Source organism: Nocardia sp. NPDC051570 (assembly GCF_044454005.1).
Lineage (GTDB): Bacteria > Actinomycetota > Actinomycetes > Mycobacteriales > Mycobacteriaceae > Nocardia.
The window spans coordinates 422,703-435,505 of record NZ_JBITDI010000001.1; the positions used below are offsets into that span (position 1 = coordinate 422,703).

Sequence of the window (12,803 nt, forward strand, 5' to 3'; positions counted from 1 at the left end):
CCATCCATGTCAAGATGATGTGCATGGCGAGTAGGGCACAGCGGACCTCCCGGCGCGCGAACGCGCTGTCGAAGGAGCGGATCGTCGAGGCCGCGATCGAGATCCTCGACACCGACGGCGAGAGCGCTCTGACCTTCCGCGCGCTCGCGGCTCGTCTGTCCACCGGCGCCGGGGCGCTCTACTGGCACGTCGCGAACAAGGACGATCTACTCGCGGCGACCACCGACGACGTCATCACCCGAGTCATGACCGACGTGGTCGCCGGCGCGCGGCCGCGTGAGACGATCCGAGCCGTCGCCCTGGGCGTGTTCGATGTGATCGACGCACACCCCTGGGTCGGCGCCCATCTCTCCCGCCAGCCGGGACAGTCCGCGATGCTGCGGATCTTCGAAGGCGTCGGCGGGCAGCTGCAGGCGCTCGGCGTCCCCGAACGAGCACAGTTCGACGCCGCCTCCGCGCTCGTGAACTACATCCTCGGCGTCGCCGGCCAAAACGCCGCGAACGCCCGCCAGGACCTGAACGGGATGGATCGATCGGCCTTCCTCGCGACCGTCACCGCCCAATGGACGCAGCTCGGCCCCGAGGAATACCCGTTCGTGCATCGGGTGGCCGCGCAGCTGCGCGAACACGACGACCGCGAGCAATTCCTGGCCGGGATCGACCTCATCCTGGCGGGTATCGGAACCCTCCGATAGGTGTTGTGCGTCAACCCGTTCGGGTGGCCTTCGGGTCGGTCGAGCGGGCCAGTGCGGCGTACAGCCAATGATGGGCTCGCCCCACCGTGACCCGAGTGGGGAGAAGCCGCTCGGTGAGAGCCCAGTAACGATGAATCCGGTGGTCGGTGTCGGTCGCGTCGATCAGCAATTGCTCGCGGAATCGCGGGCAATCACGTTCCCCGCGCGCACTGGCATGGGCGTCGACGAATCGGTCGAGTTCGCCGCCACCGTGCGGTCGCACACCTTCGGTGACATGTGCCACCACATCGGTCATGATGTCGTCCACATCGGAATACAGTCCGCGAGGGTCGCCGATCAGCTCCGGCCGACTCCGCCAGAGTTGCTGTCGCACAGCACCGTTCAATTCGGGGTCGACGACAAGCGCGGCCAACTCGGCATACGCGACAACCTCGTCGACGGACGGATCAGCGGGCGGCTCCGGGACATTCCAGTACAACCAGGTGTCGAGATCGCGCCGAGGTACCGGCGCCAAGATCCGCCGCCAGAACCGGACGAGGCCATCGTGCGCCGCACCACCGTCCTGGGCCGCGGCCAGCAACGCCAGTCGCTCGGCCCGCTGCGCCGGGGTCGCCGCTTCGACCGCCCGCAGTGACGCCCGCCGCCATGCCAGCGACCTGAATTCGATGTCGATTCGCCCACGTTCGGCGGCGATCGCCTCGGCGATCGACCACTCCCCGTGCAGCACACCGGAAATCGAGTCCAACCCAAGCCCGAACGCGCGCAACCGCCGGACCAGCAGCAGTCGTTCGGTCGCGCTGCCGGGATCGAACATGCGATGCCCGCCCGCGCTACGACGGGATTCCAGAATGCCCTCGTCGCAATAGAACCGGATCGTGCGCACCGCGAGCCCGGTGCTCCGCGCCAACTCTCCGATGCTCACCAGCGCGCCGGTTGGCCTGTCGTCTGTCACAACTAGTCGAACCTCCGCCCGGTGGAGTTCCCACCGTACCGAGTGCCGCACGGAGAGATGTGCTGACACCGTCGGCGACACAGTCGCCCACGTCCGGCGGATGGAGGCGAAATTCAAAGAAGGCCAGTCGAATCAGGTGGTATTGCCATCCCATGATGCTATCGGGAGCGAAAACGTATCCGTTGTTAAACACTAACCGTTAGTGTTACGGTCGACGGCATGAACAGCAAGGTCATGAGCATCGTCATCGTCGGAGGCGGCCTGGTCGGGCTGACCGCCGCGGCGTCGTTGCGTCGGATCGGTCACGAGGTCACAGTCCTCGAGCAGGCTCCGGAGATTCGGGCCGTCGGGGCGGGTATCAGCCTGTGGCCCAACGCGCTTCGCGAATTCGATCGGTTCGGGATCGGCGCCGAGGTCGCGGCGATGGGGCGCGAGGTCGACGCCTGGTTCTTCGACCCCGCCGGTCGCGCGCAGCGGCCCGCGGGGTACGACGACTCCGCCTTCCGGTTTCTGTTCGTCCCCCGGCCACGGCTCAGCACCGTGCTCGCCGACGCCGTCGGCCGCACTCGGATCACCCTCGGCGCGCGGGTGACCGGCTACACCGAGACCGACGACAAGGTCGTGGCCCACCTCGACAACGGGGCGAGCGTGCACGCGGACCTGCTGATCGGCGCCGACGGCGTCTACTCCAGGGTGCGTGCACAGCTGCTGCCCGACAGCGAGGCTCGCCCGCACGTGGGCAACTTCGCCTGGCGTGCCGTCGTTCCGGCGGGCGACGAGCGGCCCGAAGGGACCGTGCTCACCCTCGGGCCGGAGCGCATCCGCGGCGGGTATTCCCGCATCACCGAGACCGAGACCATGTGGTTCATCAGCCAATTCGGGACCGGAACGCTCACCGGCGGCAAGCGGGACCGCGCACTCGAGCGCGCCCGCCACCTCGCCGAAGGCGGTTGGCACGAGGATCTGCTGCGCATGATCGCCGCCACCCCCGAACAGAGCATCCTGGAGAACCAGATCATGGTCGTGCCGGCACTGCCGCGCTGGACCAGTCGCCGCGTCGCGCTGATCGGCGATGCCGCACACGGCCTTTCGCCGCATATCGCCGCCGGCGGCACCCTCGGCATCGAGGATGTCGGCGTGCTCCGCAACGCACTCGAGACCACGCCGAACCTGCGCAACGCACTCATCAGCTATGAACAGCTGCGCATGCTGCGCTTCGAGCGGGTGCGCACGCTGGCGGATGAGGTCGAGAATGCCGATGGCCCAGCAGAATCCGCGCGGCGATACGCCGCGTTCAGTCACTGGATGCTCACCACCGCCCCAACCGTGTGACCGATCACCCGTCGGCGAGGTGGCGGCCATATCGCGGCCTGGGAACCACCCGTTGCTGCGAAGATCGCTTCTGCTTGACACCCTCACCCCCGCGGCCTTCTCACCGCTACGCACCGCGGGCATGATCGCCCTGCGCGGCTATCTACTCATCGCGGTGATCATGGTCGGCGTGGAAATCTTCGAACAGATCAGCAGCTGATCCGGCGCGAAACCGGTTGTGGTGGTGAGGAACCACCACAACCACCGCCCGAATACTCGATCATCGCGTACCACGGGACCGCGCCAGGCGCGGCGATTCGCACGCGCTCGCGGGCCGAACCGTGGTCCAGGCGGTGTGTGAACGCCATCGCGCCGACGATGGCAGAGGCGTTCCGCAAATGGCCACCGGATGATGGGAATCCTCGTAAAGTGGGACAGGTAGCCGGACGAAATGTCAACGTGCTCAATGGTTGTCGAGTGTAATTCATGCCTGCCGGCGGTCTCGCCGAGGAGTGCGAGCCGGGGAGTCGGCGACACGTTCGTTCCGGCGCCGATGTCAGGTGCGTTCCCAGGAGGTAACCATGAGCGTCGACGAAGCCACGTTCTACCAGAACGTCGACTATGCGGGAGGACCGCATTCCTACAAGCTCGGCACGCAGGAGGCGCTGCCAGGCGATCTGAACGACAGATTCAGGTCGGTTCGGATAGGAGAGCTGGTGAAGGTGCTGGCCTGGCAGCATTACGGCCAGTCTGGTCGGTACGGGGAGTGGGAGGCCGATACCCCCGACATCACCGATATCGGTGGCCTGTCCACGTTTCGAGTGGTCGAGAAGACCACACTGGCGATCGCTGTTCGCCTGCAGGACGATACGGGTGCCGAGCCGGGACGCTACAGTCTCAAGGTCGTCTCCTATGAGGTCGGCGAAATCACCACTCACTCAGGCGATCCCGAGTACTCGCTGGTGGGTTTCATGCCCGCTGACGGCCCGCCCGTCACCACGGCGATCTACGTCCGCGACGAGCGGACCGGGGAGTACATGGCCATCGGCTCGGTCTATTTCACCTGGAACCACGAGACCAAGGCCGTCGACATCGCCGACGAAACCCACTTCCCCGAGAACATGACCCACGAACGGGCTGGCAGCAATCGGTTCACTTTCCACCTGAGCGCCACTCGATAACTGAGATCTACCGACATGCGCCCGTTGCCTCCGCCACGACACACAGTGGCGGGGGCAGCCGCACCGGGCCACCACGGCATCATCGGCCACCCACTCTACAGCGATATTTCGAAGGTGAGGTGCGCATTTCCGCGCGATACCCGGTGTCGCTGATATTCGGTACTGCCGTTGGGCGCGATCCGAGAACGCGGCAGCCTCCGCTAACCGGTTGGCCGCCAACGTCTGTGGAACATCCGCTCTTGCCGAATATGGTGCGTTTTCTGCAAGACTGACGCAATGATTCACGCACGTAGTGGAGGTGGCGGAGACATACCGCTGATCATTGTTCATGGCGGCTCGGGCTCGTCTCGACTATGCGAGGCACTGACGTCTGCTTTGCCACCTGAATTCCATTGGTGGACAGTCGATTTGCCGGGCCACGGCGACTCGGCGTGGACCCCGGGACGGTACGGACTGGATGCGGTCGGCGCCGCTCTGGTCGAGTGGGCCGAGCACGAGATCGGTAGCCCTGCATGGTGGTACGGCCACTCCTACGGCGGCCAGGCCACACTCGCCGCGGCCGGTGCGGCGCCGGGGCTGTTCGCCGGGTTGATCCTCGGGGATACACCGCTGATCCCTGAACAAATGTACGAACGTCTCGAACACAGCACTGACCGAATGCGTCAGTGGCAGCAATGGTGCGGTCTTCCAGAAGACACCCTGCTGCGGCTACTCGGTGACGAACCCTTCGGCGGGCGAACGACTGCGGACGTCCTGGGGCAGGACCACCCTTATCTGCGTGGAATGGCGGAGTCGCTGCATCGTCATGATCCGAGCTTCATCGCCGCTCTACTCGACGACCGCGATGCGGTGTACCGATGCCTGGTGCAGGCGAAGAGATGGCTGGCCGCCATGGCTGGTCCGGTCATCCTGTTCCGGGGTGATCCGGCGGTCATGACGATGACCTCCGACGACGACGTCGCGCTCATCCAGTCGACCGGCGGAAAGGTCCGCACCTTCGACGGAGTCGGACACGGCCTCCACCACTTCGCGCCGACAGCCGTCGCCGCCGCAATCGCCGACTACGCCTGAAGCGCCGAACGTCCGCTTCCAGCCGCATCCCGCGCGGCAGGCCGGAAGATCAACGCGCAGAGATCATCTCGACGGTAAAGTGGCGCGCCTCACGTCCCGGCAACGAGCGAAACAGACCACATGGCCTATAACGTTGAGGAATCGAAACGGTAACGACGCGAGCAGATCGGGATGATGAGCGAAGACCAGAAAGGCACCGCTGACAAAAAGGACGGCATCAAACCGTCGCAGGTCCTCGCGGCAGCTCTCGCGGCGGTCACCGCGGCCTTTCTGGGATCGACGCTGGGGGTGGCCGGCACCGTGGCGGGGGCCGGGGTCGCGAGCGTGGTGTCCACGGTAGGCGGCGAGGTGTACCTGCGCTCGCTGCGCAAGACGAAGGAAGCAGCGCAGCGCACCAAGGAGGCGGCGCTGGCGATGGCGGACCCGAGCACCCGGCAGCAGACCGAGGCGATCCAGCAAGTGCGGCAGGTGCCCGGGCACTATCCTCCGACCGCACAGGGCTGGGCGGGGCGTACGAACGACAGGCTGCCGGGAGCCGGCGCCGGGCATCAACCCCCGTGGGGGCAGCGGCGGCCCACGAACAACGGGCTGCCAGGAGCCAGCGCCGGACGGTCCGTCGACGGGGAACGCACCGTATTCATTCCCCGGCAGAATCTCCAGTCGCCGGTCAAGGGCACCGAAACCGGCGAAGAGCAGCTACGCCGCCGGTATGGCCTGCGCTGGCCGTTGATCATCGGCACCAGCGTGGTGGGGTTCGTCATCGCGATCCTGGCGATCACCGGCTTCGAGGGCATTACCGGGAAGGCGATCTCGGGCGACCAGGTCACCACCGTCGGCCACTTGTGGAGCGGCGGCGGGAGTAGCCAGCCCGACAAGCCCTCGACGAGCGGCCACGACGAGAACGTTCCGCCCAGCCAGAGCCAGATGCCGACAACCACGACCCCGCAAAACGGCAGCAGCGGAGAGAAGCAACCGACCACGAACAGTTCGACACCGACGACACCGACGACACCATCGACAAGCGCGCCGAAGTCATCGACACCGTCGACAAGCGCGCCGAAATCGTCGACACCATCGACGAGCACGCCGGAGCCGTCGAACACAACGCCGACCCCGAGCTCCTCGCCGAGCAACAACGCCCCGGGCGGTGGGAACCAACGCCCCAGCTCGGATGGGGGCACCGGGGGCACCTAGACCAAGCGTCCGTCTATGCCGCCGTGCAAGCGTTGGGAGAGTTGTAGCCGTGGCGGCCGGTCGATCTCGAGAACGTCCCGCCTGAGGAACGGCAAGCTGGTATCGGGGGAACGCGTCAACGCCGCGCTTGCTCGGTCGATCCCGGAAGACTTCCGGAGTTGTCCACTCAGTGGCCGAGGTTGACCTGTGCCCTGTGGTGGTCGCCTTTCTCGATCAGGTCGACGAACCCGAGGGCGTAGTCCGCGGCGGAGATCGCGTCGCCGTCCTCCGGCGCGACCGCGACGTCGTCGCCGAGCCGATAACGGCCGAGTCGTTCGCCGGGCATACGTGCGCCGAACCTGAGCGCTGGGCTCACGAAGACCCAGTCGAGTGTCGCGGGCGTGGCCGGAAGGTCCTCGATGATGAGCGCCGCCCCGGCGCGGATCTCGTCGTGGAGCTCCGCGGGGATGTGGCTGAGGTCGGCGCCGTAGCGATCCGCTCCGGGCGCGGGGCGCAGCGATGAGGCACCGCCCACGACGAACAGGGGCACGCCCGCGGCATCGGCCAGACGCGCGATGGTGCGATAGTGGCCGGATCTGGTGGGGCGCGCAGGCACGGATCCGGAGTCCTCGGCCACCATGGCGACGGCATGCCTGCCCGGACGACCCGTACGCCATCTCATGACCGAAGCCGTGACGACCGCAGCGACGGACTGGCGACCGAAATCGAGTCGTATCCACCATGACCGGTGATCAGCGGTCGAGCTGAAACCCACTCTCCTGCTGCAGAGCGGGTATCGCCGTCAGGCGCATATACATGCGTCAGCCAGCGGAGCCGCTGGTCAAGAGGCCGACCAGCGCATTTCCAATACCGTTGCCGAGACCGAATCCGAGGCCACCGGCAAAGCTGCCGAGAAACTGTTGCACGAGATCCATGTTTGATCATCCGCCCTTCGCAAGGTATTCATCTGTGCCATCGGTCGCCGAACCGGTCGCGTTACAAAACCGCTGACCGCCGCCGGAGTAAAGGTGGGCATTCGCAGCCCAATTGGTGGCGTTCGCACGAATCGACCACGGCGGCAACACGATCGAACCCAGCCTACAGTCGTGAGGCTGTCGACCTCCACTATGCCGCGTTCCGGGCGTGCGGGTGAACCGTAGCCGTTGGCCGTCAGTCGATCTCATGTACGTCCGCACCGATGAGCGCGTGTTCGGGATGGTCGACTATGCCGAGTCGAGTATGCCTCGATCACCACGAAATGTCCCCGCCGGGGCGGTAACCGGCACGAGCGGGCACCCCACCGCCTGCCCCTCGTGCGAGCAGCCGGTGACCGAGCAGGACAACAACCGAGAGTTGTTCCACACCAACGTCTCCTGCCCCGCGCAAACGGTGCGCAGGCTGATCCACCGGGCGTCGCGGGCCGCGGCGAATATCGACGCCATCGGGCAGGTGTGGATCGAATGCCTGGCCGAGGCGGGCATCCTGGAGCACCCGTCGGACTTCTACACGCTGACGTCGTCCTCGGGTTGTCGTCGCCATCGCCCCACGAAGGATCGCGCAAGTGGGTCACCGGCGAACTCATGAGCGGCCACAGTCACACGCGGTGAGGAATCAAACACGGCCTCGGAATGGTTCCAGGTCGCGTGAAGAAGATTGGGTTCCTCTCCTTCGGTCACTGGTCGTCGACGGCGTACTCCGAGACCCGGACCGCGGCGGATTTCCTGCACCAGTCCATCGACCTGGCAGTCGCCGCGGAGGAACTCGGCGCGGACGGCGCGTACTTCCGCGTGCACCACTTCGCCCGGCAGGCAGGCAGCCCGTTCCCGCTGCTCGCGGCCATCGGTGCGCGCACGTCGAGGATCGAGATCGGCACCGGCGTGATCGACATGCGCTACGAGAACCCGATGTACATGGCCGAGGACGCCGGCGCCGCCGACCTGATCGCGAGCGGCCGACTGCAGCTCGGCATCAGCCGGGGCTCACCCGAACAGGTGATCGAGGGGTGGCGTTACTTCGGCTTCGCGCCAGCGGAGGGCGAGACCGACGCGGACATGGCCCGACGGCACACCGAGGCCTTCCTCGAGGTGATCGAAGGACAGGGTTTCGCGCAACCGAACCCACGGCCGATGTTCGCCAACCCGCCCGGTCTGTTGCGCATCGAGCCGTACTCCGAGGGACTGCGCGACCGCATCTGGTGGGGTTCGGGCTCGAACGCCACCAGCGTGTGGGCGGCGAAGCTGGGCATGAACCTGCAGAGCTCCACACTCAAGAACGACGAGACCGGCGAGCCACTGCATGTGCAGCAGCGCAAACAGATCGAGGCATACCGCCAGGCGTGGGCGGAGGCGGGCCACCCGCGGGAGCCGAGGGTGTCGGTCAGCCGCAGCATCTTCGCGCTGACCAACGACGTGGACCGCGCGTACTTCGGCCGCGACCGCAACTCACAGGACGAGATCGGCATGATCGACGAGACGACGAGGGCGATCTTCGGCCGCTCCTACGCGGCGGAACCGGACGAGCTTGTCAGGCAACTGAAGGAGGACGAGGCCATCCAGGCCGCGGACACGCTGCTGCTGACGGTCCCGAACCAACTCGGGGTGGATTACAACGCCCACGTCCTGGAAAGCATCCTCACCCACGTGGCACCGGAACTCGGCTGGCGCTGAACGACTCCCGTCGCGCGACGCGTCACCCTCCTGTGAGACCCGACAGGCCCGGAGGTGCCGCACATCGGACCCGTCCCATATCGAGCCGAACCGGAACAGCGATGTCATCATCGGTAATGCGGCGGGGCGGCGGCTTTTGGCGTCTGGTCGCCGCGGGCTTCGTGCGGGCGGAGGGTGATGTAGAGGATGCGGAAGCGGTGGACTTCCATGTCCAGGACGTCGCCGTCGGTGATGACACCGCGGTACAGGTGCTCATATTTCACGGTGCCGAACCACCTTTCGATCACGCCGTTGGTCTGCGGGGACCGCACCCTGGTCCGGACGTGACGCACTAGATAGCCATCTGCTTGAACATATGTTCGATTGGACGTACATTCGAGCGCATGTCGATACCGTTGCAGGGGTCGCTGTTGGGTGGGTTCGACGAGGTCGGGGTCGGGGCGTTGGGTGAGGTGCGGCGGAGCGTTCTGAGTGGTGGGGCCTGGGTGGATGTGTTGGCGGGGTGGTTGAGCGGGGCCGATGTGTTGTTCGAGCGGTTGGCGGCGGGGGTGTCGTGGCGGGCGGATCGGCGGCAGATGTACGACCGGATGGTGGATGTGCCTCGGCTGCTGCGGTTCTACGAGCAGGACGAGGCGCTGCCGGATCCGGTTCTCGAGCAGGCGCGCGATGCGTTGAGCACGCATTACCGGGACGAGCTCGGTGAGCCCTTCCGCACGGCCGGACTGTGCTATTACCGCGACGGCAACGACAGTGTCGCCTGGCACGGGGATACCGGTGGGCGCGGGGCGACGGTCGACACGATGGTCGCGATCGTGTCCGTCGGGGCGGCGCGTTCACTGCTGCTGCGGCCGCGCGGGGGCGGCGGGAGCATCCGGTATCAGCTGGGGCACGGGGATCTCATCGTCATGGGCGGGTCGTGCCAGCGGACATGGGAGCATGCGGTGCCGAAGACCCAGCGCGCGGTGGGGCCGCGTATCAGCATTCAATTCCGCCCCTACAACGTGCATTGATTCGCGTCGGAACGCCGGGCGGGGGGCGAAATCGTCGGTGTGGGCCGATAGATTGACGGTATGAGCACCATCGGGGCGGGAATCTTGTCGGTGATGCCGCTGCACTCCATCAGCGAGGTGCACGGGGAGAGCGGGCTGCGGCAGCGACTGGAGCTGGAGAGCGAGAAGCTGGCCGAACCCGAGAGGGTCGGCGCCGCTCTGGATCTGGCGTCGCGATTACATCGTGACGACCGGTACGGGCGCGAGCCCTATGTGAATCATCTACTGCGCGTGGCGATTCGGATCGTCAGCCACTACGAGGTGCGCGACACCGAGGTCGTGGTCGCGGGCCTGCTGCACGATTCGGTCGAGGATCATCCGAGCGAACTGGCCGGCGATCGCCCCGGCTCCCCCACCGCCGCCGCGCTCGCCGAGGTGAGCGATCGTTTCGGTGAGCGGGTGTCGACTATCGTTGCGGCCGTGACCAATCCGGCCCGCAGGCCGGGTGTCGACCGGCATGTGCAGTATCGCGAACATGTCGCCACGAGCCTGGCCCGCGACCCTTGGGCGCGCGTGGTGAAGATCTCCGATTTCACCGACAACGGCGTGGGCATCGTCTACGCCACGGGCGGGGTCCAGCATCATCTGGCCATCAAGTACCGCCCGCTCACCGACGTCTATCGCGATCTGGTGACCCGCTCGGATACCCCGCTCGCCGAACACGTCAAACAGCACATCCTCGACCAGCTCGATCGCGCCGACGAACGCTTCCACGCCATCCTCGGGGAGTAACCCGGTCACGACCGGCGCGCGAAATCCGGGGCATGCTCCGGCAGCACCCCGCGGGCGACCAGGAACGGCGGCACGTTGCGAACGATCGGCAGGCGCCGGAACACACGCAGCGGCAACGGGGTTCGCTCGGAGTTGGACACGTTCAACTGGCCGGCGACCGCCGGACCGATCGCGACCCGGTGCAGGAACCGCTGCATCGCCTGGATGACCACGGTCGGCACGATGCGGCGACGCTGTACGCGGGCCAGATCGGCGACCGTGACCTCGCCGGATCGCAAGCGCGGCATCAGGATTCGCGCCGCCGCGACCGCGTCCTGGACCGCCAGGTTGATGCCGACGCCACCGACCGGCGACATGGCGTGCGCGGCATCGCCCAGGCACAACAGCCCGTCGGTGTACCAGCGGTCGAGTCGGTCGAGTTTGACCTCGAGCAGCTTCACATGGTCCCAGTCCGGCACGGCGTCGACCCGATCGGCGAGCCACGGGACGACCTCGGCCATGCTGCGCATGATCTCGGAGACCGGACCCTGCCGCAGCACCGCATCACTGCCCTTCGCGATCAGCGTCGCGCACTGCCAGTAGTCGCCGCGATCGAGCATGATCGCGACCCGGTTGGCCGCCAGAACCGGGACCGCACCGGCCGGATCGGTGTCGTGGCGCGGCATCCGGAACCACCAGGCGTCGAACGGTGTCGCCCAGCGGTGCGAGCCGAGCCCGGCCGCGTCGCGCAGCACCGAGCCGCGGCCGTCGCAGGCGAGGGTGAGCGCTGCCCGGATCTCGGTGATGTCACCGTCGGTCGTGCGACAGCGGACGCCGACCACGCGACCGTCCTCCCGCAGCAGATCGATCACCTCGGTGTTCACCCGCAGCCGGAAGCCCGGCTCCCGATCGGCCGTGCGGACCAGCAGATTCAGCAGATCCCACTGCGGGACCATGGCGATGTACTTGTGCCGCCCGGGCAGACGGTCGAAGGTGGCGACCGTGGTCATACGGCCGCGCAGCGGCAGTTGCACGCTCGTCATCCGGCGCTGCGGAAGCTTCGCGAACTCCTCCCCCAGACCCAGCTCGTCGAGCAGATCGAGGGTGGTGGGGTGCACGGTGTCACCGCGGAAATCGCGCAGGAAGTCGGCGTGTTTCTCCAGGACCATGACATCCACACCGGCACGAGCGGCCAAGAGGGCGAAGACGATTCCGGCCGGACCACCACCGGCGACGAGACAGGTCGTGCGTTCCATCGGGGCATCCCTTCGGCCGCGTCGCGGATACTCCGATGGTAGGCCCGAATACGTTTGCGGTCAGACGCTTTCGCGGTGCAGGGTGAAGAAGTACGGCTCGGACAGTCCGCGCAGATCCATCACCCCGAGCAGGGTCTGGTCGTCGACCAGCCGGAAGATGTCGATGATCGGCAGATGGTCGTAAATCATTGCGGCGCCGAGTTTTCCGCGATACTCCAGATTGCGCAGCCGAGCCCGGGGCACACGGGTGCGCAGCAGCGGACGCAGGATCGGCAGCAGCGTGCGGGCCGCCCGCACGCCCGCCGACGGGATCCGCCCGGCCAGCGTCAGCGGAACCCGGCGCGGATCGACCGCGAACACGGCCGCGTCCGGTCCGGCGAACAGCAGCGGCTGTACGTTGTCGGGGCTGTCGAATTGCTTACCGTACCAACCGGATTCGACCAAAACACCGGCCCACGGGTGGCCGGTGTCGAGTTCGTCGCCGTTCCAGCGGCCGGTGGTGATCTCGTCCACCCGCACCGCGGGCAGCGTGTCGAACAGCTCCCACGCCTGCTCCGGGGTGCAGCCGCCATCCTGCAGTTCGCGCAACCGCGCGGCGGGCGTTTCGACGCCGGCCATTGGTCCTCCTCGATGTAGCGACCGAATGACAAGGTTGATCTCACGATATCTCACCGACCCGGCGCCCCCGGGTGACGTGACCGAGGCCACGCCGACGAACCCTGGACCTCGAGCGCGGTT

At 66.7% G+C, this 12,803-nt stretch carries 15 protein-coding genes; 10 read left to right on the forward strand and 5 right to left on the reverse strand.

The features are described from left to right. Positions 1-23: 23 nt before the first annotated feature. Positions 24-695 carry a TetR/AcrR family transcriptional regulator gene (locus ACIA76_RS01940; RefSeq protein ID WP_397147320.1) on the forward strand — a complete coding sequence of 224 codons (672 nt, stop codon included), beginning with the start codon at positions 24-26 and terminating at the stop codon, positions 693-695. A 10-nt stretch (positions 696-705) separates the two neighbouring features. Here the strand turns inward: ACIA76_RS01940 and ACIA76_RS01945 are convergent, their stop codons facing one another. After that, on the reverse strand, positions 706-1,647 hold the full coding sequence (locus tag ACIA76_RS01945; RefSeq protein WP_397147322.1) for a MerR family transcriptional regulator: 942 nt from the start codon (positions 1,645-1,647) through the stop codon (positions 706-708). Between the two features lie 219 nt (positions 1,648-1,866). On the opposite strand from ACIA76_RS01945, the gene ACIA76_RS01950 reads away from it, so the two are divergent. From ACIA76_RS01950 to ACIA76_RS01970, 5 genes are all read left to right on the forward strand, one after another. Next, positions 1,867-2,979, forward strand: coding sequence for an FAD-dependent oxidoreductase (locus ACIA76_RS01950; RefSeq protein ID WP_397147324.1), 1,113 nt, complete (start codon positions 1,867-1,869; stop codon positions 2,977-2,979). Positions 2,980-3,031: 52 nt separating this feature from the next. After that, positions 3,032-3,178, forward strand: coding sequence for a hypothetical protein (locus ACIA76_RS01955; protein WP_397147998.1), 147 nt, complete (start codon positions 3,032-3,034; stop codon positions 3,176-3,178). A gap of 361 nt (positions 3,179-3,539) precedes the next feature. Next, positions 3,540-4,139, forward strand: a complete 600-nt coding sequence (locus ACIA76_RS01960) for a beta/gamma crystallin domain-containing protein (protein ID WP_397147326.1) — start codon at positions 3,540-3,542, stop codon at positions 4,137-4,139. Between the two features lie 276 nt (positions 4,140-4,415). Beyond that, entirely contained in the window at positions 4,416-5,210 is a 795-nt protein-coding gene (locus ACIA76_RS01965; protein ID WP_397147328.1) for an alpha/beta fold hydrolase, read from the forward strand. 171 nt (positions 5,211-5,381) lie between these two features. Then, on the forward strand, positions 5,382-6,404 hold the full coding sequence (locus tag ACIA76_RS01970; RefSeq protein ID WP_397147330.1) for a hypothetical protein: 1,023 nt from the start codon (positions 5,382-5,384) through the stop codon (positions 6,402-6,404). 166 nt (positions 6,405-6,570) lie between these two features. On the opposite strand, the gene ACIA76_RS01975 is transcribed toward ACIA76_RS01970, so the two are convergent. Next, the gene (locus tag ACIA76_RS01975) at positions 6,571-7,065 is read right to left on the reverse strand and encodes a hypothetical protein (RefSeq protein WP_397147332.1); all 495 of its coding nucleotides are present in this window, start codon (positions 7,063-7,065) and stop codon (positions 6,571-6,573) included. 644 nt (positions 7,066-7,709) lie between these two features. Here ACIA76_RS01975 and ACIA76_RS01980 point away from each other — a divergent pair. Continuing rightward, the gene (locus tag ACIA76_RS01980; protein WP_397147334.1) at positions 7,710-7,967 is read left to right on the forward strand and encodes a hypothetical protein; all 258 of its coding nucleotides are present in this window, start codon (positions 7,710-7,712) and stop codon (positions 7,965-7,967) included. Between the two features lie 59 nt (positions 7,968-8,026). After that, entirely contained in the window at positions 8,027-9,049 is a 1,023-nt protein-coding gene (locus ACIA76_RS01985; protein WP_397147336.1) for an LLM class flavin-dependent oxidoreductase, read from the forward strand. Between the two features lie 107 nt (positions 9,050-9,156). Here ACIA76_RS01985 and ACIA76_RS01990 read toward each other — a convergent pair whose 3' ends face one another. Continuing rightward, on the reverse strand, positions 9,157-9,381 hold the full coding sequence (locus ACIA76_RS01990; protein WP_397147338.1) for an integrase core domain-containing protein: 225 nt from the start codon (positions 9,379-9,381) through the stop codon (positions 9,157-9,159). Positions 9,382-9,432: 51 nt separating this feature from the next. Between ACIA76_RS01990 and ACIA76_RS01995 the strand changes: the two genes are divergently transcribed. After that, a complete protein-coding gene (locus ACIA76_RS01995) occupies positions 9,433-10,059 on the forward strand; it encodes an alpha-ketoglutarate-dependent dioxygenase AlkB (protein ID WP_397147340.1) in 627 nt (208 codons plus the stop codon). Between the two features lie 60 nt (positions 10,060-10,119). Beyond that, a complete protein-coding gene (locus tag ACIA76_RS02000) occupies positions 10,120-10,830 on the forward strand; it encodes an HD domain-containing protein (protein WP_397147342.1) in 711 nt (236 codons plus the stop codon). 5 nt (positions 10,831-10,835) lie between these two features. Here ACIA76_RS02000 and ACIA76_RS02005 read toward each other — a convergent pair whose 3' ends face one another. Next, positions 10,836-12,065, reverse strand: a complete 1,230-nt coding sequence (locus ACIA76_RS02005; RefSeq protein ID WP_397147344.1) for an FAD-dependent oxidoreductase — start codon at positions 12,063-12,065, stop codon at positions 10,836-10,838. A 60-nt stretch (positions 12,066-12,125) separates the two neighbouring features. Beyond that, the gene (locus ACIA76_RS02010) at positions 12,126-12,683 is read right to left on the reverse strand and encodes a DUF4334 domain-containing protein (RefSeq protein WP_397147346.1); all 558 of its coding nucleotides are present in this window, start codon (positions 12,681-12,683) and stop codon (positions 12,126-12,128) included. Positions 12,684-12,803 lie beyond the last annotated feature (120 nt).